The sequence below is a fragment of the Microlunatus parietis genome (genome assembly GCF_013407955.1).
GTDB lineage: Bacteria > Actinomycetota > Actinomycetes > Propionibacteriales > Propionibacteriaceae > Microlunatus > Microlunatus parietis.
Window position 1 is genome coordinate 1,968,436 of sequence record NZ_JACCBU010000001.1, and the last position, 21,970, is coordinate 1,990,405.

The following is a 21,970-nucleotide window of genomic DNA, read 5'->3' on the forward strand; positions in this document are numbered from 1 at the left end:
CTCGGCCTGCACTGAGCCGAGGGCAGCTGGACCGAGACCGGAGGGCCGGTGGCGTCGATCGCCGCCGGCCCTTCGGCATGCCCGGCGGCCGACGGGCCGAAGTGATCATGAGGTCGCCGGCTCCCGCGGGTTTGCGCTACCGGCTCCGCGGTGGTTCCGGACGTAATACTGTCGTTCTGCCGGAAGATCGGCAGAGTGAGCAGGAGTGGGGACGGGAGGACCGATGCCCAGCGAGGAGTACGCCGAGCTGACCGCCCGGATCGAGCGGCTGGAACGACGGCTGGAGCCCGACGCGGCCCCGGCCGAACTCGTGCCGGGCGACCCGGACCGCTTCTGGGTGCTCGAGGAGCTGCGCCGGCGCGCCGGTGACTCCGCGCTGACGTACGCCGGGCTGGTCAAGCTGTCGTACGGTCCGGTCGCCTGGCAGATGGGGCATGATCCGGCGGAGGTGCTGGAGCGGGACTGGGTCGACCTGGCGCCGCGGATCGCGGCTCTGGGACACCCGGTCCGGTTGCGGATCCTGCAGCTGGTGCTGCGCCGGTCCGCGACGACCGCCGCCGAGCTGGCCCGGACCGAGGGGCTGGGCACCACCGGGCAGGTCTACCATCACCTACGTCAACTGATCGCGGCCGGCTGGCTGCGCAGTGGCGCCCGCGGAGTTCACGAGGTCCCGGTCGAACGCGTCGTGCCTCTCTTGATCATCCTGGCCGCAGCAAGTTGAATGACCCCCGACCTGGCACGAGTGCCGTGTCGCACGACGCTAGCGAAGGGTGGGGCGCCATGGCGGGACCCGAACTGGTCCGCGAACTGACGTTGCGGGAGAAGGCGTCGCTGACCAGCGGCGAGACCGCGTGGACGACCAAGAGCGTGCGCGAGATCGGGTCCGTGGTGGTCTCCGACGGCCCGCACGGGCTGCGACGGCCGGCCGAGGGCGCCGACGAGTTCGGGCTCAGCGGAAGTCTGCCGGCCACCTGCTTCCCGCCGGCGGTCGCGCTCGGTTCCAGTTGGGACGTCGACCTGGTCCGCCGAGTCGGCCGGGCGCTGGGAGTCGAGGCCCGGGCGGCCGGGGTCGGGGTGGTGTTGGGCCCCGGGATCAATCTCAAGCGGTCACCGCTCTGCGGCCGCAACTTCGAGTACTTCTCCGAGGATCCGTTGATCACCGGCGTGCTGGGATCGGCCATGGTGGCGGGCATCCAGAGCCAGGGCGTGGGCGCGTCGCTGAAGCACTTCGCCGCCAACAATGCCGAGCATGATCGTTTCCGGAGCAGCTCCGAGATCGACCCGCGCACCCTGCGCGAGCTCTATCTGCGCGCCTTCCACCGGATTGTCACCGAGCAGCAGCCGTGGACGGTGATGGCGGCCTACAACAAGATCAACGGCGTCTACGCCACCGAACACCCGTGGCTGCTGACCGCTCTGCTGCGCGGCGAATGGGGCTTCACCGGACTGGTCGTCTCCGATTGGGGCGCCGTGGACGACCCGGTGTCGGCGATCGGTGCCGGCCTGGATCTGATCATGCCCTCGACCGGCGGCCGGTCCGACGCTGTGATCATCGACGCCGTCGAGCGGGGCGCCCTGGCCGAGGCGGCGGTGGACCGGGCCGCCGGCCGGGTCGCGGAACTGGCCGAGCGGGTCAAGGCCGGCGCGGCGGGCCAGGCCCCGCACTTCGACCGGAACCGTCATCACACGCTGGCCCGGGAGGCGGCCGGCAAGAGCATCGTGCTGCTGCGCAACGTCGACGACATCCTGCCGCTGGACCCCGCCGGCAGCGAGTCGATCGCGGTGATCGGCGAGCTGGCCCGCGAGCCTCGCTATCAGGGCGCCGGCAGTTCCATGATCAACCCGACCCGGCTGGACCGGGCGCTCGGCGAGATCGTCGGGTACGCCGGCCAGGACCGGGTCAGTTTCGCCCCGGGCTACCGGATCGGACCGGGCACCGACGGTGACCTGGTGTCGCTGCGCGACGAGGCCACCGCCCTGGCCGAACAGTCCGACGTGGTGATCATCTTCCTGGGGCTGCCGGCTGAGGAGGAGTCGGAGGGCTTCGACCGGCAGCATCTCGAGCTCCCGGCGGACCAGACCACGCTGCTGGACGCCGTGCTGGCGGTGAACTCGCGGGTGATCGTCGTCCTGTCCAACGGCGGCGTGGTCCGGGTGTCCGGCTGGCAGCATCTGGTGCCGGGGCTGATCGAGGGCTGGCTGCTCGGCCAGGCCGGCGGAGCGGCGCTGGCCGACGTGCTGTTCGGCGCGGTGAACCCGTCCGGGCGGCTGGCCGAGACGATCCCGTTCAAGCTGTCCGACACCCCGGCCTATCTCGACTTCCCGGGCCAGTTCGGCAAGATCAACTACAGCGAGGGGATCTTCGTCGGCTACCGCTACTTCGACGCCCGGGACCTTCCGGTGTCGTTCCCGTTCGGCCACGGGCTCTCGTACACGACGTTCGAGTATTCCGGCGCCAGTGCCCAGCAGAACGGCGACGGGCTCCGGCTCCGGGTCCGGATCACCAACACCGGTCAGCGCAGCGGCCGGGAGGTCGTCCAGGTCTATGCCGGGCTGCCGGGATCGCGGGTCAGCCGTCCGCCGCGTCAGCTGATCGGCTTCACGATCGTCGAGCTGGCCGCCGGCGAGTCCCGCCAGGTCGAGTTGATCATCCCGCGTTCGGAACTGGCCTATTACCACCCGATCCAGAGCCGCTGGCTGGTCGAGGGCGGCCGGTACCGGATCGAGGTCGGCAGCTCCAGTCGCGACATCCGCGGGATGATCATGGTCGAGGTGTCCGGCGAAGAGGAGGTCAACCGGCTCACTCCCTCGTCCTCACTGGCCGAGGTGATGGCCGTGCCCGCCGCCCGGGCCGCGTTGCAGAAGCTGCTGGCCCACCATCCGCTGGCCGCCATGATCGAGGATCCGGCCACCCTGGCCATGATCGGCTCGATGCCGATCCGGCGACTCGCCTCGTTCCCGGGCGCCGAGATCTCCGACGGTCAGCTGACCGATTTGCTCAGCCGGCTGCCCGGTCGTAGCTGATCAATTCGTTGGAGGAACTCGGTCCGGGGCGGGCCATGATCAAATTGTTATCCTCTGATATCAGAGTTTTGCCCCGCCCACAAGTCTGCCGAACCGCCCGCTAGGCCCCTAGAATCAGCCGCGTGGCGGACCATCGCGACGCGCTGCGCCCGACCGTCCGGGCGGTGCTGACCCGACTGGAGCCGACACCCGCACTGGTGATCAACCAGATCGGCGACGTGATCGCCTGGAACAACGGGGGCCGGCTGCTGTTCGGTCCGTCCGGCCTGCTCGACGGTTCGCCGCCCAACACCAACCGCTACATCTTCGCCGATCCGCGGGCGCGCGAGACCTTCCCGGACTGGGAGCTCGCCGCCGAGATCGCTCTGCGCCAGCTGCGCCGGTCCACCTGCCCGCACACCGAGGAGTTCGTGGCGTCGCTGTCGGCGGAGGCGCCCGAGTTCGGCGAACGGTTCGCGGCGTTCACCGCCGACGGTCAGCCGTTCGGCGAGATCCCGTTCCAGCACCCGGCTGCGGGGACCTTGCGGCTGGCGTACGAACTGCTGGACCTGTCCATCGTCGAGCAGCAGTTCCTGGTGGTCTGCCTGCCCGCCGACGACCACACCCGGCGGGCCTTCGACCGGCTGTCCGCCGGCACCGGCTGCTGAGCGGGAACCCGACCCTCAGACACTGCCGGCGCTGCAGAACGTGCCCGGCGTGTGCTTCTCGTGCACGATCCGCAGCTCGGCCTCCGGATCGCCGGCCGGCACCGGCCTGAGCTGGTCGTCGATCCGCCACCGGTACGGCTCCGCGGCGTCCGCACGCTCGGCGTACGCCCGGAGGCCGAGCGGGACCAGCCGCAGCCGGGCGTCCACCCAGTCCGCGTCCCACGGCCCCTCGCCGAGGATCTGCTCGGCCGGCCGGAACTCGTAGTAGAGCGTCCGGCGCAGCGCCTCGCCCCGGGTCGCCGGCGAGCCGTGCACGATCATCGTGTCGTGCACCAGCACGTCGCCCGGGTGCATGTCCACCTCGATCGCGCCCGGCACGTCCCAGCCGGACCTGTCGGCCAGGGTGCAGATGTCGGCCTCCGCTCGCTGGGAGCCGGGCACCACGCGCAGCGCGCCGTGCCCGGCCAGCGAGTCGTCGAGGTAGATGTCGATGTTGAAGATCCGGTGGTTCCGCGGGTGGACGGCGTCCTGGTGCCACTCGATCGGCGCGCCGTCGCCCTCCGCCTTGAACACCAGCGACTCGTAGGTGGGCACGAAGTTGGGGCCGGCCAGGCTTTCGGCGATGCCGAGCACGTGCGGGGAGCCGAGCAGCTGCAGCGAGACCGCGGAGCCCTTGCCGTGCACGTAGTCGACCCGGAACATCACCTCGTGGCCGTCCCGGTCGGCGAACTTGAAGTCGCCCTCCTGGCCGGCCGGGCCGCGGCCGAGCCGGCCCTGCTCCAGCCACTGGTCGGTGGCCCGGCGCAGATCGGCCACCAGGCCGGCCGGGATCCGGTTGCGCAGGATCAGGTAGCCGTTGCGGTCGAAGAACTCGACCTGGTCGTCGTCGAGCAGGTACGAAGACGTTGCTGTCGCAGTCATACCGCCAGGCTAGGATCCGAGCCGATGCCAGGTCGTCCTGGTCAGCCGCGGAAAAATCCTGGATCCTCGGATGATGCAGCGTTCTCCGCAGACCGCTCGCGAGCGGTTCGGCTTCGCCTGCTGGACCGGCCGGGCCCGCGCGATGGAGACCGCCCACGCGCACGACGAGATCGAGCTGAACCTGTCCGACGCCGGGCCGCTGCACTACCTGATCGGCGGCCGGATCCAGCGGCTGCCGACCGGCCGGCCCGGGATCTTCTGGGGCAGCACGCCGCACCAGTTGATCGAGGTGAGCCCGCAGACCCGGCTGATCTGGATGACCGTGCCACTGGACCGGTTCCTGTCCTGGCAACTGCCCGACACCCTGCTGGCGGCCCTGTTCCGGGGCGAGATCGTGCACGCGGCCGACGATCCCGACCTGGACCGGGCGATCATGCTGCGCTGGGCCGCCGAGTTCGAGCGCTCGCCGGCGTACACCGAGATCGTCGCCCTGGAGGCCCGGGCCGCCTGCCGGCGGATCGCGCTCGGCCTGGAACCGGCCGCCGATCGTGATCATTCCGGGCCGGTGTCGTTCGCCGGCAGCCCGGTGGCGGTCATGGCAGGGTTCATCTCGCGGACGTACCGGGAGCCGATCCGGGTCGCCGACGTCGCCGCGGCCGCTCATCTGAGCCCGCAGCACGCCATGGAGCTGTTCCACGCCACCATCGGGCTGACCATCGGCGGCTACCTGCTGCAGTGCCGGATCGCCGAGGCGCAGCGGCTGCTGCTGACGGGCGACCAGTCCATCGCCCGGGTCGCCCTCGACTCCGGCTTCGGCTCGCTGAGCCGGTTCCACGCCGCGTTCCGGGTCACGACCGGGACCACCCCGGCCCGCTATCGCCGCTCCGGCCTGGTTAGGATCACCTAAGTCACTTGTTTTCCGGAGGGGGCGGCGTGCGCCGACTGTTCGTGATCATGGCCGGGCTGGCCCTGCTGCTCACCACGGCCTGCCAGGGCACCGCCGCACCGGAGCCCGGCGCCGACGCCGGCGGGGCCGGCTTCCCGGTGACCGTGCCGACCAAGTTCGGCGACGTGGTGATCCCGGCGAAGCCGCAGCGGGTGGTCGCGCTCGGCTGGGGCGACGCGGAGACCGCGCTCGCCCTCGGCGTACAGCCGGTCGGCGCCAGCGACTGGCTCGCCTTCGGTGGCGAGGGAGTCGGGCCCTGGGCGAAGGCCCGTTATGACGCACCGCCCAAGATCATCGGCACCCTGGAGCCGTCGTACGAGGAGATCGCCGAGCTGGCGCCGGACCTGATCCTGGACGTCAAGAGCTCCGGTGATCAGGGCCGCTACGACCGGCTGAGCAAGATCGCGCCGACCGTCGGCGTACCCGAGGGCGGGGACAACTACCTGACCAACGTCGAGCGGCAGATCACCATGATCGCGGTCGCGCTCGGCGTACCGGACCAGGGTACGGCGCTGCTCGCCGACATCGACCGGGCCTTCGCCGAGGCGGCCGCCGCGCATCCCGAGTTCGCCGGCAGGACGATCACCGTCGCCGCGTACACGAGCGAGGGCTGGGGCGCCTACATCTCGGCCGCGGACCGGCCGAAGTTCCTGTACCGGTTGGGCTTCGTACCCAATCCCGCGATCGAGAAGGAGCAACCGGAACGCTTCTCGGTGCGGGTCTCGGACGAGCGCCTCGACCTGCTCGACGGCGACCTGCTGATCGTGCAGCCGATCGGCAAGACCGCCGCCGACGTGGAGAAGGTCAGCACCTTCAAGAGCATCCCGGCCGTCCGCGACGGCCGCTATCTGATCTTGGACGCGGCCGACGTCCGCTCCGCCTTCAGCCTCAACTCACCCCTGTCGATCAAGTACGCCATCGACACCGTTACCCCTCTCCTCGCCGCCAAACTCAGCCCCGGACAGGACAGGAAGGCGGAAGGTTGACCATCCCATGATCAACGAACCTGACCACACCTACGGCCCGGCGGGCTTCAGCACGCTGCCCGACGGTCGCCGGCTCCACTATCGCCGGCGCGGCAGCGGGCGACCGACGGTCGTGTTCGAGTCGGGTATGGGCCTGTCGGGGTCGATCTGGGGCCTGGTCCAGCCGGCGGTCGCGGCGCGGACGACGACCGTCGTGTACGACCGCGCCGGCTTCGGTCGCAGCGATCCCGCGCCGGGGCCGCGCGCCCTGGGGCGCCTGGTCGAGGACCTGGCCCACCTGTTGCGCCACCTTGGCGACGCCGGCCCGTACCTGCTGGTCGGCGCCAGCTGGGGCGGGCCGATCATCCGGAGCCTGGCCGCGACCGGGGAGTTCCCGATCATCGGGCTGGTGCTGGTCGATCAGAGCGACGAGAACACGTCCGAGTTCTTCACGCCGGCAGCCCGGCGGCAGTTCGCCCTGTCCCGGCGTCTCCTGGTGCCGATGGCCCGGACCGGGCTCTACCGACGGCTCGGCGGACGGATGGGGCGCAAGCAGCCCGCCGACGTCGTCCATGATCATCTCCGGTATGACTTCACCGTCTCGGCCGCACGAGCCGCCATCGCCGAGCTGGACGGCTTCTTGGACGATCTCCAGGACCTGGGCCGGAACCAGCCCAGGCTGGACGGGATCGAGGTCTCCGTGATCAGCGGGACCAAGATCACCCGGGCCGAGCGGAAGTTGCGCGCGGCGATCAACGGGGCGCACCGGATCACTGCCGAGCGTCTGGATCGCGGTCGGTTCGTTCCGGCCACACAGTCGGGCCATCACGTGATGTTCACCGAGCCCGAGCTCGTCGTGGCCGAGATCCTGCGGCACCTACCGGACCGGGAGCAGGTACCGGACGTGCACTGAGCCTGTCGAAGTGCGTAACCCGACCGGGGCTCGCCCTTCGCCAGGCTCAGGGATCGATCCGACTTCGCCCTTTTAGGACGCGTGGTCCTCCGGCTTGTCCCAGAAGTAGCACTCAGGGTCGTACACGGCGGGGGTCGGGTGGATCCAGGGGTTCACCCAGCCGCCGAGGGCCAGGTTCTCGTTGCGCGGCACGTTGCGCAGACCCTTCTTGATCACCATCACCTGCGGGTAGTTCGCGACACAGCCCATGAAGAACGGGCCGTCGGAGATGTGCAGCTTGAAGATCTCCCAGACCAGGCCGTGCCGCTTCATCTCGTCCGGCTCGACCTTGGCCGCGTTGTAGAGGTCCCAGAGTTTCTTGACCGGGCTGCCGTCCTCGGGCTCCATCCGCGGCGGATGCCGCTTGTACGGATCGACGTCGACTTCCTTCTCGTTGGTGCCGGTGCCGAGCAGCGTGAACCAGGTGCCCTGCAGCGGCGCCCAGTGCGAGGACTGGACCGGGACCACCCAGCCGGCGTAGATCAACGGGTGGCCGTCGCCGACCTCCCAGTTGGTCCGCGACATCAACTTGCCGGTCTTCCACTGGTCGTCGTACGACTGCGGCGGAATGGGGTTCTGGGTCATGGTCAGCCCGACGGCCTTGAGGTCGGCGACCAGCTGGGCGTCCTTGCCGCGATGCTCGGCCGACTCGTCCGCGTGGTAGTCCAGCCGGAGCTCGAGCTTCTTGCCGCTCGGCAGTTCCCGGACCCCGTCGCCGTTGCTGTCCTTGACGCCGAGTTCGTCCAGCAGCGCCTTCGCCTTCTCCGGGTCGTACGCCACGTAGGCGTCCCGCCAATCGGTGTACAGCTTCTTGCTGGCCTCGTCGATGTTGAACTCCACGGCCTTCGGGCTGAGCGTGCCCGTCGTCGCCTCGCCGGTGTTGAAGTAGACCGACTTCCGGACCGCCTCGCGGTTGAACGCGTGCGAGATCGCCTGCCGGAACTTGGGGATGCGGATCAGCTCCCGGAGCTCCGGTTCGATGTAGTCGTAGTTGAGGAACATGATCGACCCGGTGCCGGACCCGCTGTCCCACAAAATGATCTCGGTGCCGGCGGTCTCGCTCGAGTCCCGGATCCCCTGCACGTCCTGCAATGTGACCTGATTGAACCAGCCGTGGCAGTAGTCCACCGAGCCCTGCTGGATCTGCAGCTTGCCGGCCTCGGCGTCGGAGACGATGGAGAACTGGATCTCGTCGATGTAGGGAAGTTGATCACCGTTCGGCATCACGCACCAGTAGTACGGATTCCGCTCCAGCACGACGCCCTTGGAGTTGTCGAACGACTTGCACTTGTAGCCGATCATGGTCGGGCAGTCCGGGTTGCGGTGCCAGTCGGCCTTCTGCTCCATCAACCCGCCGACGGTGTCCCAGTTGTCCGGGACGTTCTTGCCGGTCTCCGGATGGAACTGCTTGAGGTAGTGGCTCGGCATCATCCAGATCGGGCCGTTCTTGCCGATGTTGCCGTTCACCCAGGCGGCGATCTTGTCCGCCGTCAGCGGAGCCGGGGTGTCGAACGTCAGCTTCAGGGTGAGGTCGTCGACGGCCTCGAACTTGGCCAGGTTGCCACTGCCGGAACGGGCGTCGTCGGGCGGGGTCTGGGCCATCTTCTGGTCCAGGACGAACTTCTCCCACCACCAGATGATGTTCTCCGTCGTCCACGGTTCACCGTCGGACCACTTCAGGCCCTTCCGGAAATGGAAGGTCCACTCCGAGGCGTCGTCGTTGGATTCCCAACTCTCGGCCAGACCCGGTCCGACGTCCTGACCGTCATTGAGGTAGCGCAGGATCGAGTGGCCGTAGAAGAACTCCCGGTCGGAGTTGGCCATCCCTGCACCCGTGGTGCCGAACACGTTCATGTTCAGCCGGCCGCCGTAGTTGCCCGGTTCGACCCACCGGTGCGGGACGACGTACGGATTCTCCGGCAACCGCTCCTCCACCGGCGGCAGGCTGCTGTCGATGTTCGGCGCCTGCTGGAACTTCGCCGGCTTGGGCAGCGGCTCGGTCACCGACCCCTTGGCCGTCGACCCGCCGCCCGAAGTCTCGGTGCCGCCGCCGGGGTCGCCGCCACCACCGCTACAGGCGCTGAGCGCAGCGCCGCCGGCCAACGCCGCCGATCCGTAGAGAAACGCACGTCGAGAGATCTGGGAGGCATCCATCCTTGGCCCTTCCACTGCAGCTGGTCCGTCCTGGTTCATCCAGTTTGGCTGGGTCGCCGCGAGTTTGTTTTGTCGCGACACTTTCTCCCCAAACCTCTCACAGGAGCGGCACGCTTGCCCAGACCGGGCGCCAGGGTGATTCCGAATCGTGGCCGAACCTCAGTCGCGCTCGGGCTTCTTCTCCTCTTTCGGCGGCTTCTTCTTCTCGCCGATCAGCTTCTTCGGCGGCTTCTTGAACTTGGTCTTCGGCTCGTCCTTGAGGTAGCGCTCCATGGTCGGCTTCCAGATCTCCTGGCCGGCGTCGCCGCTGCCCGAGCCCTCCAGCCGCTCGCCGCTCTCCAGCTTGAAGCCCTTCACGCCACGCGAGCGGAACCCCTTCTTGCCCCGGATGAACGGCTTCTGCCGCTTGTCGATCGCGATCATCGCGACGCCCGCGGCCTCGGGCGTGTAGCCGGCGAACCAGACGGCCTCGTTGCTGTCGATGGTGCCGGTCTTGCCCGCCTGCGGCCGGCCGTCCTTGATCGCGGCCCGCTTGCCGGTGCCCTTGGTGATCACGCTGGACAGCAGCCGGTTCATCCCGTCGGCGACATCCTTGTCCAGCACCCGCTTGCAGTTCCCGTCCGGCACCTCCAGTTCCTTGCGAGCCGGGTTGGTCACCTTCTTGATGATCGTCGGGTCGCAGTGGATGCCACGGGCGGCGAACGTCGCGTACGCCTCGGCCATCGAGATCGGCGAGATCTCCACCGAGCCGAGCGTGAACGACGGGTTGTACTGGTAGTAGTCGACCAGGTCACGGATCTCGCCCTCGTGACCCTCACGCTCGTCCTTGCCGGTGCTCTCGATGCCCAGCTTCTCGGCCATCTCGGTGGTCCGGCAGAGTCCGACCTGCAGCACCAACTGGGCGAAGTAGGTGTTCACCGACATCTGGATGGCCTTGTTCATGTCCATCTTGCCGTTGGCGTTGGTGGAGTTCGAGACCTTCCACTTGCCGATCTTGGACCGGCCCTCACAGGTACGGAAGCTGCGGTCCTTGAGGTTGATCGTCTTCTTGGCGTCGTACGTCTTCGACATCGGAATGCCCCGCTCCAACGCCGCCGCGGCCGTGAACGCCTTGAACGTCGAGCCCGCCTGGTAGCCCTCCGCGCCGCCGAGCGACGGCGACACCGAGTAGTTGTAGTAGGTCTCGCCCTTCTTGGAGTTGGTCCCCATCACCGGCCGGCTCTGCGCCATGGCCAAGATCAATCCGGTGCCGGGCTGGATCATGTTCATCGTCGAGATGATCGGATCCGTCGGCGAGACGACCTTGCTCAGTCGCTTCTGCGCCATGTCCTGCACGTCCGGGTCGATCGCGGTCTCGATCGTCAGACCGCCCCGCAGCAGCGTGTGCTCCCGCTCCTTCTCGGTCTTGCCGAGGCTCGGTGACTGCAGCAGCGTGCGCCGTACGTAATCGCAGATGAACGGATAGCGCGAGCCGACGCAGCCGTTCCGGGTCTTCTGCACCTGGCTCTCGTCGAACTTGGTCGCCTTCGCCTCGCGCACCTGCTTGGCGTTGATCATCCGCAGCTCGGCCATCCGGTTGATCACGAAGTCGCGCCGCTCGATCGCCGCATCCGGTGACGAGACCGGGTTGACCTGATTCGGGTTCTGCACCAGGCCGGCCAGCATCGCCGCCTGCGGGAGGGTCAGCTGGTCCGCCGTCGTCCCGAAGTAGTGCCGGGCCGCCGCCTGGACGCCGTACGCGCCCTGGCCGTAGTAGGCGATGTTGAGGTAGCGCTCGAGGATCTCGTCCTTGCTGAACTTCTCCTCCAGCGCGATCGCGTAGCGGAGCTCGCGGATCTTGCGCTGGATGCCGGCGGTGCCGCTGGCCTGGGTGACCTGGGCGATGCAGGCCTGATCAAGATCACAGGACTCGACCAGCACCATCTTCACGTACTGCTGACTGATCGAGGAGCCGCCCTGGGTGTCGCCGCTGGAGGTCCGCAGGAAGGCGCGCAGGGTGCCGGTCAGGTCCATCGCGCCGTGCTCGTAGAAGCGGTGATCTTCGATCGCGAGCTGGGCCTGGATCATCACCGGCGCGATCTTGTCCAGCGGCACGTAGACCCGGTTCTGAGCATAGAAGTACGTCAGCACTTCGCCGTTGCCGAGCAGCACCTTCGACCGCTCCGCCTGCGGTGGTGTGTCCAGCTCGGCCGGCAGGTCCGCCACCTCCTCGGCCGCGGCCTGCCCGGTCACGCCGGCCAGGCCCGCGACCGGGATGAACAGCCCGGCAACGAGGGCTCCGGCGAGCACACTCACCAACAAGAACATGATCAATGAGGCCACCACCCGAACCCCACGCCGAGCGGTGGCCCACCCCGAAGTCTTCACTGCCGCAGCCACCATCCCCACCCTACCCAGCGCCGGGCCAGGCCGAAGAACTGGTTGTCGAGTCCGGGGCGGGCTGCAAGATTTCGGGGCGACCCGGCTCACTCACTCGGTGTCCGCGTCAGTTAGATTAGGGTTACCTAACTGACCAAGGAGAGGGTTCCGACGTGCGGATCGTCGTCCTGACCGGCCTGGATCCGGGCCCGTTGGCCGTGGCCCGACAACACCTGGCCGGGCACCGGCTGCCCACGCTCGACTACCGGACCGACGGTCAGGACCGGTTGGTCCGCTCGCTCGGCGACGGCTGCGGCGGGCTCGACTCGACGACGCTGCACTGCGGGCAGCGCTGTGTCCCGTGCACGGTGCTGACCGACCTGGCCCACGTCCTCGGCGAGTACTCGGCTGCCACCTGGTGTGAGGGCCTGTTGATCATGTTGCCGCCGGCGATCCCGGGCTGGGTCGTGCTGGACGCCCTCGGCTCGCTGCCTCCGCTGGTCCAGGAGCGACTCGAGCTCGGTTCCTTGATCACCGCCCTCGACCCGGTCACGCTGCCGGCCGACCTCGAGTCCGCGGAACCGCTGTCCAGCCGCGGGATCCGGATCGGGCACGGCGACCAGGCGTGCGGCGGCTTCCTGATCGAGGAACTCCTGTACAGCGACTGCTACATCCTGGTCGGCGGCCCCGGCTCGACCGCCGATTTCGTACTCGGGCTCGAGCTGGCCCGACACGTCGCACCGCACGGCTGGGCCACGATGCTCGGGGAGGGCCCGTCGATCCTGCCGCCGCCCGATGCCGGTCGCGACGGTTACGACCCGGTCGAGGTCGGCTGGCGTACGTCGCCGGGATCGGTCGCGGTCGCCCACGACGACGGCCGCGGCCGGATCCGTACCCACCTGGCGCACACCCGCCGCCCGCTGCACCCCGGCCGGCTGAAGCGGGCCCTCGGCGCGATCATCCGGGACTGCGTCTGGACCCGAGGCCGCGTCTGGGTGTCCTCGGTCCCCGACCGCAAGATCGCCTGGACCAGCATCGGCCCGCAGTTCAGCCTGTGCAACGGCGGCAGGTGGCTGGCCGACCGCCCGGAGCGCTGCTCCGGCACGCTGGACACCGAAGGCATCCTGAACTGGGACCCCGAGCTCGGCGACCGCGGCTGCTGGCTCGCGTTCACCGGCGAGAACCTGCGACCGGACCGGATCGACGCCCTGCTGGCGAGCTGCGAACTGACCGACGAGGAGTACGCCCTCGGCCCGGGCACCTGGCGCCGGCTCCCCGATCCGCTCCACCTCCACGAGTCCTTCGGCCACGCCCACCCGACGACCCTGGATCTCCGTAGCTGAATCCGCTCCTCGGGCCGGGCCAACCTGGATGCCCACTGCGAACTGGGTGGTGAACGGGCTTTCGGCCTTGGTCGTGCTGGCGGGTTTGGTGACGGTGCGCCTCCCCCGAAGCGCCCGGCCGACAGCTGCCCTGTTTGCTGTCACCGGCCTGCTCTGCATCCTCGCGGACATGCTGCTCAGCGCCGTGATCTTCAGGTTCTATCCACGATTCCCTCCCACGCAAGGTGGGCTCGGTGGCCCGACCCGCGAGCAGTGGCAGGCCCTGGACCTCGGCCTGCTGAGCCTCGATCACGTCATCAGCCTCGTCGGAGCCGTCGGCTGGGCGTTCGTCCTCGTGGCCATGTTCGTGGAAGCCGGCCGGCCGCGACCGATCCATCGGCAGAGCGCCGGAGGTGTGCGCTGATGAAGGTGGCACACAGGGCGCTGACCGTCGTGAACCTGTACCTCGACTTCACTCCGTTCCTCGCCGGAATGGTCGTTGCCCTGGTCGCCCGCCTGGCCGACCGACGAGTCCGGGTGCTCGTCCTCATCGGTTGTCTGCTCCCGTTCGTGAGCGCCATCGGCTCCCGGGTGTTCCTCGGCCTCGATCCCATTCGGGGCCAGGGCGACGACGTGCACACGCTGGCGTACGGCCTGCTGGACGTCGGCGAACTCGGCCTCCACCTGATCAGCGGCGCCCTGCTCCTGCTGGCGTTGACGACGGTCCTCCGAGAACGGCGACAGGCAGACGCTCCTGACGGGTGAGTTCGACGCGGCCGCGCGTGAGCCGGATGTCGCCCCGCCGGACCAGTTGCTGCAGGGCCCGGTTCACCGTGACCCGGGACAGCCCGAGTTCGTCGGCCAGGCCCTGCTGGCCGTCCACCAGGGCGGCGACCCCGTCGGCGTCGGCGAGCTCGGTGAGCCGGCGCAGGGTCCGGTGCAGCGGGTCGTGGACGACGGCGTCGAGGAAGTCGCCGCGGGCCCGGTTGGACTGGGTGGCGAGGTGGCGGGCGGTCTGCAAGGCCACCGACGGCTCGGTCTCGACCAGGTGCAGGAAGAGCCGGCGCGGCAGCCGGCGGATCCGGCAGTGGCTCAGCGTGGTCCAGGTATAGAGGTGCTCGGTCCCGGCCAGCGCGGTCGCCTTGTCGATCGCGACCGGCGGATCGTCGACCCGGATCCGCGCGTGACGTCCCGCCGCCGAGGTACGGGAGGCGGCGACCCGGCCGGACTCGACGACGTGGAGCGGGTCGCAGGGCGAGCCCTCGAGGGCCAGGACCGTGCCGGCCGGGACGCTGGTCGCCGCGGTCCGGGCGGCGACGAGAGCGAGGGCCGGTTCGGTGAGGCCGGCGAAGAGGGGGATCCGACGAAGATCGGGGTCACGGGCTTCCGGTTCAGGTCGGGCACTGGTCACGCCTTGCCATTCTGCCCTGACAGCAGCAGGTGGCCCTCGTGCGGCCGCAGGAGCCGACTCGTGCCGCCGTGCTGACTGGCCAACTCGAGCCGCCAGGACCGATCGGCCGGGAGGTCGTACCGGACGGGCTGATCCGAGAAGTTCAGGGCCACGACCGCGTCACCCGCCTCGTGGCCGCGACGGAAGCTGAGCAACCGGTCGTCGGCCCGCAGGGTGCTGTAGCTGCCGGCGGACAGGGCCGGCACGCCGCGCCGGAGTGCGAGGATCCGGCGATAGAGGGTCAGGGTCGACGCCGGATCGTCCTGCTGGGACTCGACGCTGAGCTCGGCGGCGTCGGGGCGCAGCGGCAGCCACGGCTCGATGTCCTCGGCGCAGAAGCCGGCCCGGGCGGCGCGGGTCCAGGGCATCGGCATCCGGGCCGGGTCCCGGCCGAGCCAGGCCCGCCCGGTCCGCAGGGCCACCGGGTCGCGGACCTGAGCTTCGGGTACGTCGACGTCCGGCAGGCCCAGTTCCTCGCCGTAGTAGAGGATCGGCGTGCCGCGCAGGGTGAGCAGCAGCAGCGCCGCGATCCGTTGTTGATCATGGCCGAGCCGGGTGGCGACCCGGGAACGATCATGGTTCCCGAGCAGCCAGTTGGGCCAGCCGCCGGGCGGCAGCAGCTCCTCGTACTCCTCGATCAGAGCGGCGACCGCGCGCGGCTGCCACGGACAGGTGAGCAGGTTCATGTTGGACGGCAGCTGCAGCCCGTCGCCATCGGTCCCGTGATAGCGGACCAACTTCGGGATCGGCAGGTACGCCTCCGCCAGCAGGACCCGGTCGCCAGGATGACAGCCGCCGGGCGGCCGCGGGTGATCACGGAGCAGCCCGCGCAACTCGTCGATGATCATGACGATGTCGTCCTGATCGGTGGACCGGAGCGGGACCAGGCGGTGGTACGGGTCGCCGTCGGCCGGCCAGTCCGGGTTCACCGGGTTGTCGCGCCAGTGCGGATCCTTGAGAAGCTGCCGGAAGGCGTCGATCCGGAAGCCGTCGACGCCGCGGTCGAGCCAGCAGCGGAGCACGTCGTCCATGGCCGCACGCACCGCGGGGTTGCGCCAATTGAGGTCCGGCTGTTCCTCGAGATAGCTGTGCAGGTAGTACTGCCGCGTCCCGGCGTCCCAGGTCCAGGCAGAGCCGCCGAAGAGCGACAGCCAGTTGGTCGGCGGCCGCCCCGCCGAGCCGTCGCGCCAGTAGTACCAGTCCCGCTTCGGGCCATCGGCATGATCACGGGACTCGACGAACCACGGGTGCTCGTCGGAGGTGTGGTTCGGGATGAAGTCGATCACGACCCGGAGGCCGAGATCGTGGGCGGTCCGGATCAGGCGTTCGGCGTCCGCGACCGTACCGAAGACGGGATCGACGCCCCGGTGATCGGTGACGTCATAGCCGAAATCGCGCTGCGGCGACGGGTAGAACGGGCAGACCCAGACGGCGTCGACACCGAGCCGGCGCAGGTACGGCAGCCTTCCGATCGCCCCGGCCAGGTCGCCGACGCCGTCGCCGTCGGAGTCGGCGAAGGAGCGCGGATAGAGCTGATAGAAGACGGCGGTCTGCCACCACGGGCGTTCGTCGGGCACGGTGTGGAGCCTAGGTTCCGGGCGGCCGGGCCGTCTGTAGCCGTGGATACAGACCACGGGGCGTCCTGCTGCCTACCGTGCCGGGGTGGACCCGGTCCTGGTCGCCGCGATCATCCTGCTCGCGAGCGCCGTCATCCAGGCCTGCACCGGTTTCGGGTACGCGATCGTGAGCGCGCCGGTCCTGGCCTGGCTGTTCGGCCCGGCCGAGGCCGTCTCGTTGATCATGGTCTCCGGCCTGCTGGTCGACGTCGGACTGGTCGCCCTCGGCGGCCGCCGTCCGGCACCCGTCTGGAGCGAGGTGATCAGGCTCTTCCTGTGGAGCCTGCCCGGCCTCGCCCTGGGCGCGATCGCCCTGGCCGTGCTGCCGGCTTCGTACCTGAGACTCGCCATGATCATGATCATCCTGGCCGTGGTCCTGCAGCGCTTGATCGGCAGCCGGTTCCGGCTCCGCCTCGGCCGCGCCGCGGCAGCGGTCGCCGGCCTCACCTCCGGACTGCTGAACACCTCGACGACCCTGGCCGGCCCGCCGCTCGCGGTCTATCTCGGCGACCGGCTCCTGGACCGCTGGCAGCAACGCGACACCTTGATCACCCTGTCGCTGCTCCGGTTGCCGATCAGTGTCGCGACCATGATCATCGCAGGATCGTGGCACCCTCCCGAAGGCTTGACCCGCTGCCTGCCGGCCGCGGCCGCGGGCTTCCTCCTCGGCCGCTACCTCTTTACCAGGATGAGCGTGACGGCGCACCGCCGAGCCGTCACCGCTGCCCTGCTGCTGGCCCTCACCGCCGCCGCCGTCGCCCTGATCCCCGCGCTGGGTGAATGGGTGGCGTGAGCGGACGCAGGCTCAGCCGTGCAGGTGGTGGAGCACCGTGGGCGCCTCGAGTTGCCGGCGGCTGTGCTCGAGCAGGGCCGGATAGTCGGCCGCGATGCCGCCGAGCAGGGTCTCCACCGCGGTCTCGATCTCGGTGTCACCGAACGGCGCGTGACCGAAGAGCACGCGGTGGTGGACCAGCGAGCCGAGCAGGTCGACGGCGAGTTCGAGATCAAGATCACGGCGCAGGTCGCCACGCTCGACGGCTCGCGCCAGGGTCTGCCGGACCGCCTGCCGCGGCGGGTCGAACAGCGTGGCCATGAACAGGGTGTGCAACTCCGGGTCGGCGGCGCAATCGGCCAGCAACGGCCCGATCACGTCCGGCGGCAGCCGCCGAAAAGCGGCGACGAAAACCCCGATCGCCTCGCCCAGGTCACACATCGTGCACCCGGTGTCCGGGATCTGGATTCCGTCCAGCCGACCGGCGAGCGCGGCGAGCACCAGCGCCGGCCGGGTCGGCCAGCGCCGATACAGCGCCGGGCGCGACGTGCCGGCGCGGCGCGCGACCTCCTCGATCGACAGGCGCCGGTAGCCGGTCTCGTCGAGGAGGGCGAGCGTCACCTCCAGCGCGGCCGCGCCGATCTCGGCGCTGCGTGGTCGACCCCCGCGCCGCGATTCCGCCGAGTTCGCCATGACCCAACTCTAGCGGTTCTGTTACGATACAGATCGTAACGAAACCTCAACCGTAGGAGCAGGGTGTCCAGCCACGATTCGAGGGACCGCATCTCTGTGGGCGGCGAGGCAGCCAAGGCCGGGCCACGAACCTGGGCCGGGCTCGCGGTGCTCGCCCTGCCGACGCTGCTCGTCTCGATGGACCTGTCGGTGTTGATCCTGGTCCTGCCGTCGATGTCAGCCGACCTCCAGCCGGATGGAATCCAGGCCCTCTGGATCACCGACATCTACGGTTTCCTGATCGCCGGTGCGTTGATCACGATGGGGACCCTGGGCGATCGCCTCGGCCGACGCCGCCTTCTCATGATCGGCGCGACCGCTTTCGCGGCAGCGAGCACTCTGGCGGCATTCGCACCGAGCCCGGAATGGTTGATCGCAGCCCGTGCGGTGCAGGGCGTCGCCGGCGCGACCTTGATGCCGTCGACCTTGTCGTTGATCAGATCGCTGTTCCACCGCCGGGACGAGCGCGCCTTCGCGATCTCGATCTGGGTGGTCAGCTTCTCGGTCGGGATCGTGCTGGGACCACTGCTCGCCGGGATCCTGCTGCAGTTCTTCTGGTGGGGTTCGGTCTTCCTCGTCAATCTTCCGATCATGGTCCTGTTGTTGATCTTGGCTCCGGTCCTCCTTCCTGAGTCGAAGGATCCCTCCCCCGGCCGGTTCGATCTGCCTGGCGCGGCCCTGGCCACCGCCACGGTGCTCGCCGCCGTGCTGGCCATGAAGACCTTCGCCAAGGACGGGCCCACGCTGACGGCGATCGGCATCGGCGTGGCCGGCCTGGTCCTGGGCTATCTCTTCATGCGGCGGCAGCGAACCACCGACCAGCCGTTGCTGGACCTGTCGTTGTTCAAGATCCCGGCCTTCTCCACCGCGGTCGGGCTGAACCTGATGATCGGCATGACGATGGCCGGTACCTACCTGTTCACGGCGCAGTATCTGCAGCTGGTGAGCGGCCTGCCGGCCCTGCTCGCCGCGCTCTGGCTGCTGCCGCAGACCGGCGCGTTGATCATCTCCTCAACGGTCTCGGCGCGACTTGCCCGCCGGATCCGGCCGGCGTACCTGATCACCGGCGGCATGGCGATCGCGATCGCCGGTCTGGTCTCGTTCACCCAGGTCACCCCGGACGGCGGCATCGCGCCGATCGTGATCGGCTCGATCCTCACCGCGCTCGGCTTCGGGCCGGCCGGCACACTCGGCCCGGACCTGATCATCAGTTCCGCACCGGCCGAGCGAGCCGGGGCTGCCGCCGCCGTATCCGAGACCGGCAACGAACTCGGCAACGCCTCCGGCATCGCGGTTCTCGGCAGCCTCGGCATCGCGTACTACCAGGCCATCATGGCGAACCACGCACTGCCGGGCCTGACCGAGGCGGCCCGGGCGCTCGCCGTGGATTCCCTGTTCGGCGCCGTCCAGGCAACCCGGGGGCTCGCGCCGGACATCAGCGACGCGGTCCTGACCGCCGCCCGGACCGCCTTCACCTCCGCACTCCAACTCACCGCCGGGGCTGCGGCCATCGCGGTGTTGATCCTGGCCGTCGCCGCCGCCGTCCTGCTCCGCCACGCGCCGACCGTCGCCCACGACGATCCCGAGTAGGCCGTCGAGGATGGTGACTTCCGGCGATCATGCTTCCGCCACTGCCGTACTCTGCGCCGGCGCCCAGTCACTGCCGTAGTTGCAGAACAGCCGCGAGTCAGGGTCGCCCCGACTCGAGCGCTCCAAGGCTTCGGCCGCGTCGATGCCGGCCGACAGCAGCCCGTGGTACTCGCTCATCAGGCGGGCAGCAAGATCATCGCGAACCGGCGCGGCCGCGGCGACGACGGACCGGACGCCGCACGCGAGCAGCGCCGAGGTCAGCCCCAGCGATTCCTCTCCGGGTCGAACCCGGGCCCGGCCCGCCTCGCAGGCCGACAGCACGACATGCCCGGCGCCGACACCGCAGCGTTGCAGGTCGTGGGCGAACACGGGGCCGTCGGCGAGCTGTACGAAGGAGAACAGCGGACTCTGATCATGATGGAACCCGTGCGCGGCGACGTGCACGATCGCCGCATCCCTGAGCGCAGCGGCGAGGTTCGCTCCGGTCGCGGCGGCGCCCGACAAGGTCGTCGCGGCGGGCCAGCGCCGCGCGACAGCCTCGGCCTCCTCCTGCGCGCGGGCGAGACCCGGACCGGCGACCGCCGCCATCGCCCGGCCCGCGGCCGGAACGGCGTCGAGACCACGGCACCAGAACGTGGCCGAAGGGGCGACGGTCACCGGCCGGCCCGCGAGTTGGGGCAGCATCCGCCAGGGCAGGGAGGCGAGGACCCGCGTCGGCAGGATGATCACTCGCTCGGTGTCCGGCAGCGCCGGAGCCAGCAGGTGGCCCAGGGCGGCCATGCTGCGGGCCAGGGACCGGGCGATGATCGGCCGCAGCCGCGCCACGGCCCGGCTCAGCGCGACGACATCGGCCGCGATCCGCCGCGCGTGTTCGGCCGCGTCGGCTGCCCCGCCGAGTTCCCGGACCCGGCCTCCGGCAGCCGAAAGCGTCACCGACTTCAGCACACCGCGGTACACGAACAGGCTGATCATTCCGGCCCTGCGCCGGCTCAAGGCCGAGCGTGCCTCGGCGAACCGGATCGGCCGAGCCACGGCACGGTGATCATCACCGCGGCCGGCGACCCCGCTGATCTCCCAGTCGCGACTCCGCACCGCTGCCTCCAGCCGCGCGATCCTGGCCAGGATCGGCGGCTCCGGCCCGCCATCGCGCAACTCGAGCCGGGCCTGCCGGAGCTCGACCAGCAAACGGTTGATCATGGGATCGTCGATGGGGTTGACCCGCGGCAGCCGGTACGAAACTCCCCGCCAGCGTTCGCACGCGTCGAACACCGCCGACGGCCCTACGGCATGATCAAGATCGATCTCGATCAACCGCCGGCCGTGCAACGCGACGGCGGTCCGGCTGTCCAGTCCCGAATAGCGGCCTTGTTCGGCGGCCAGGGTGGCGACTGCCTTGCGCAGCTGGCGCCGGACCGCCGGCCGGTCGCCCCGCGCGGCCGCTACGGTCACCGCCACGAGGTAGCGGTGCAGCCGGTCCGGGAAGGCCAGCCTCGCGACGCTCGGCACGCCGGCCAGCCGCCGTGCCGACTCCTCGACCTCCCCGGCGTCCGCCAACGCCTCGGCGGCCAGCAGCTGAGCCGCGGCACGGACGCCGCTCGCCGCGGCCGGGCCGTCGGCCAGGTCAACGGCGCGCCGTACCGCTGCCGCCGATCCTCGGCCCAGCGCGAGCTCGGCCCGCAGGCCCAACAGCTTGGCCTGGGTCTGCCAGGCCGGTTCCCGGTGCCGGGCGAAGGATCGCGCCGCCGTCCGAGCGAGGTCGAGCGCCGCTCGATGATCACCGAGGACGAGAGCCAGTCGGGCCCGCTCCAGGGTGATCTCGCCGACGTAGTGGACCAGGTGATCGGACCGCGCGACGGCCTCGCTCTCGGCCAGCAGCGGCACCGCGTCGTCCAGCAGCCCGGCCTCGATCAACACCCGGGCGCGATCAAGATCGACTTGAGCGCGCGGGAGGGTGTCACTCATGTCCCGCGCCCGGGTCATCAGGTCGAGCGAACGGCTGAGATCGCCGCGGACGAACTCGAGGCGGCCGAGGTTGTGCGTCGCGGCGGCGGCGATGTCGTCGATGCCGGCGGCGGACGCGATCCGTTCCGCCCGGGCCAGCTCGGCGGCACTGCCGGCGACGTCACCCAGCAGCTGCCGGGCCAGTCCCGCATTGAGGGCCACCACCGCGGCGGCCCGCGGGCCGACCGCTGCGGCCGCGTCCCGGATCATGATCATCACGGCCAGGGCCGCATCCCATTCCCCGAGCCGGGCGTGCAGCCCGGACCGCTGGATCGCCGCCAGGGTACGCACGGTCGCCGATCCCGGACCGGACGCCTCCTGCTCGGCTCCGTCGAGCAAGGCGAACGCCTCGTCCCGGCGGCCCGACTCGAACTGCGCCAGGGCGAGCGTGATCTTGGCCCGCCCTCGTACGGCAGCGAGATCCGGCGCCACCTCACCCGTCCCGATCGTGCGCAACACCCGGCGCAGCAGGGACCGCGCCTGGGCAAGGCGACTCGCCGAGTTGGCCTGCACGGCGCGG

At 69.9% G+C, this 21,970-nt stretch carries 18 protein-coding genes; 11 read left to right on the top strand and 7 right to left on the bottom strand.

Features of this window, described 5'->3' with window-relative positions; translation table 11 throughout:
* The first annotated feature begins 223 nt into the window (after positions 1-223).
* From BKA15_RS09375 to BKA15_RS09385, 3 genes are all read left to right on the top strand, one after another.
* Entirely contained in the window at positions 224-721 is a 498-nt protein-coding gene (locus BKA15_RS09375; protein ID WP_179750148.1) for a winged helix-turn-helix domain-containing protein, read from the top strand.
* 59 nt (positions 722-780) lie between these two features.
* Entirely contained in the window at positions 781-3,024 is a 2,244-nt protein-coding gene (locus BKA15_RS09380) for a glycoside hydrolase family 3 C-terminal domain-containing protein (RefSeq protein WP_179750150.1), read from the top strand.
* A gap of 122 nt (positions 3,025-3,146) precedes the next feature.
* Positions 3,147-3,671 (top strand): MmyB family transcriptional regulator, encoded by a 525-nt coding sequence (locus BKA15_RS09385; protein ID WP_179750152.1) that lies wholly within the window; start codon positions 3,147-3,149, stop codon positions 3,669-3,671.
* A 15-nt stretch (positions 3,672-3,686) separates the two neighbouring features.
* Here BKA15_RS09385 and BKA15_RS09390 read toward each other — a convergent pair whose 3' ends face one another.
* Positions 3,687-4,592 (bottom strand): phytanoyl-CoA dioxygenase family protein, encoded by a 906-nt coding sequence (locus BKA15_RS09390; protein WP_179750154.1) that lies wholly within the window; start codon positions 4,590-4,592, stop codon positions 3,687-3,689.
* Positions 4,593-4,662: 70 nt separating this feature from the next.
* Here BKA15_RS09390 and BKA15_RS09395 point away from each other — a divergent pair, with 70 nt between their 5' ends.
* From BKA15_RS09395 to BKA15_RS09405, 3 genes are read left to right on the top strand one after another with little or no spacing between them, the layout of a single operon-like run.
* The gene (locus tag BKA15_RS09395; RefSeq protein ID WP_179750156.1) at positions 4,663-5,499 is read left to right on the top strand and encodes a helix-turn-helix domain-containing protein; all 837 of its coding nucleotides are present in this window, start codon (positions 4,663-4,665) and stop codon (positions 5,497-5,499) included.
* A 26-nt stretch (positions 5,500-5,525) separates the two neighbouring features.
* Complete coding sequence (locus BKA15_RS09400; protein ID WP_218871167.1) at positions 5,526-6,524, top strand: ABC transporter substrate-binding protein; 999 nt, start codon at positions 5,526-5,528, stop codon at positions 6,522-6,524.
* Positions 6,525-6,531: 7 nt separating this feature from the next.
* Positions 6,532-7,416 carry an alpha/beta fold hydrolase gene (locus BKA15_RS09405; protein ID WP_179750158.1) on the top strand — a complete coding sequence of 295 codons (885 nt, stop codon included), beginning with the start codon at positions 6,532-6,534 and terminating at the stop codon, positions 7,414-7,416.
* A 72-nt stretch (positions 7,417-7,488) separates the two neighbouring features.
* Here the strand turns inward: BKA15_RS09405 and BKA15_RS09410 are convergent, their stop codons facing one another.
* Complete coding sequence (locus tag BKA15_RS09410) at positions 7,489-9,609, bottom strand: ABC transporter substrate-binding protein (RefSeq protein WP_179750160.1); 2,121 nt, start codon at positions 9,607-9,609, stop codon at positions 7,489-7,491.
* Between the two features lie 159 nt (positions 9,610-9,768).
* The gene (locus BKA15_RS09415; RefSeq protein ID WP_246322742.1) at positions 9,769-11,916 is read right to left on the bottom strand and encodes a transglycosylase domain-containing protein; all 2,148 of its coding nucleotides are present in this window, start codon (positions 11,914-11,916) and stop codon (positions 9,769-9,771) included.
* A gap of 224 nt (positions 11,917-12,140) precedes the next feature.
* On the opposite strand from BKA15_RS09415, the gene BKA15_RS36800 reads away from it, so the two are divergent.
* The 3 genes from BKA15_RS36800 to BKA15_RS09430 are packed head-to-tail and all read left to right on the top strand — an operon-like array spanning position 12,141 to position 14,054.
* Positions 12,141-13,310: a GTP-binding protein gene (locus BKA15_RS36800; protein ID WP_179750164.1), complete on the top strand. Its 1,170-nt coding sequence runs from the start codon at positions 12,141-12,143 to the stop codon at positions 13,308-13,310.
* A gap of 28 nt (positions 13,311-13,338) precedes the next feature.
* Entirely contained in the window at positions 13,339-13,713 is a 375-nt protein-coding gene (locus BKA15_RS09425) for a hypothetical protein (protein ID WP_179750166.1), read from the top strand.
* Positions 13,713-14,054, top strand: a complete 342-nt coding sequence (locus tag BKA15_RS09430) for a hypothetical protein (RefSeq protein ID WP_179750168.1) — start codon at positions 13,713-13,715, stop codon at positions 14,052-14,054. The genes BKA15_RS09425 and BKA15_RS09430 overlap by 1 nt, the downstream gene beginning before the upstream one ends.
* On the opposite strand, the gene BKA15_RS09435 is transcribed toward BKA15_RS09430, so the two are convergent.
* Positions 13,978-14,700, bottom strand: a complete 723-nt coding sequence (locus BKA15_RS09435; protein ID WP_179750169.1) for a Crp/Fnr family transcriptional regulator — start codon at positions 14,698-14,700, stop codon at positions 13,978-13,980. The genes BKA15_RS09430 and BKA15_RS09435 overlap by 77 nt on opposite strands.
* Positions 14,697-16,316 carry an alpha-amylase family glycosyl hydrolase gene (locus BKA15_RS09440; protein WP_179750171.1) on the bottom strand — a complete coding sequence of 540 codons (1,620 nt, stop codon included), beginning with the start codon at positions 16,314-16,316 and terminating at the stop codon, positions 14,697-14,699. The genes BKA15_RS09435 and BKA15_RS09440 overlap by 4 nt, the downstream gene beginning before the upstream one ends.
* Positions 16,317-16,401: 85 nt before the next feature.
* Between BKA15_RS09440 and BKA15_RS09445 the strand changes: the two genes are divergently transcribed.
* The gene (locus BKA15_RS09445; RefSeq protein ID WP_179750173.1) at positions 16,402-17,148 is read left to right on the top strand and encodes a sulfite exporter TauE/SafE family protein; all 747 of its coding nucleotides are present in this window, start codon (positions 16,402-16,404) and stop codon (positions 17,146-17,148) included.
* Between the two features lie 12 nt (positions 17,149-17,160).
* Here BKA15_RS09445 and BKA15_RS09450 read toward each other — a convergent pair whose 3' ends face one another.
* On the bottom strand, positions 17,161-17,820 hold the full coding sequence (locus BKA15_RS09450; protein WP_179750175.1) for a TetR/AcrR family transcriptional regulator: 660 nt from the start codon (positions 17,818-17,820) through the stop codon (positions 17,161-17,163).
* A 96-nt stretch (positions 17,821-17,916) separates the two neighbouring features.
* On the opposite strand from BKA15_RS09450, the gene BKA15_RS09455 reads away from it, so the two are divergent.
* Complete coding sequence (locus BKA15_RS09455; RefSeq protein WP_218871168.1) at positions 17,917-19,449, top strand: MFS transporter; 1,533 nt, start codon at positions 17,917-17,919, stop codon at positions 19,447-19,449.
* 27 nt (positions 19,450-19,476) lie between these two features.
* Here the strand turns inward: BKA15_RS09455 and BKA15_RS36805 are convergent, their stop codons facing one another.
* Positions 19,477-21,963 (bottom strand): CHAT domain-containing protein, encoded by a 2,487-nt coding sequence (locus BKA15_RS36805; RefSeq protein ID WP_179750176.1) that lies wholly within the window; start codon positions 21,961-21,963, stop codon positions 19,477-19,479.
* Between the last annotated feature and the right edge of the window lie 7 nt (positions 21,964-21,970).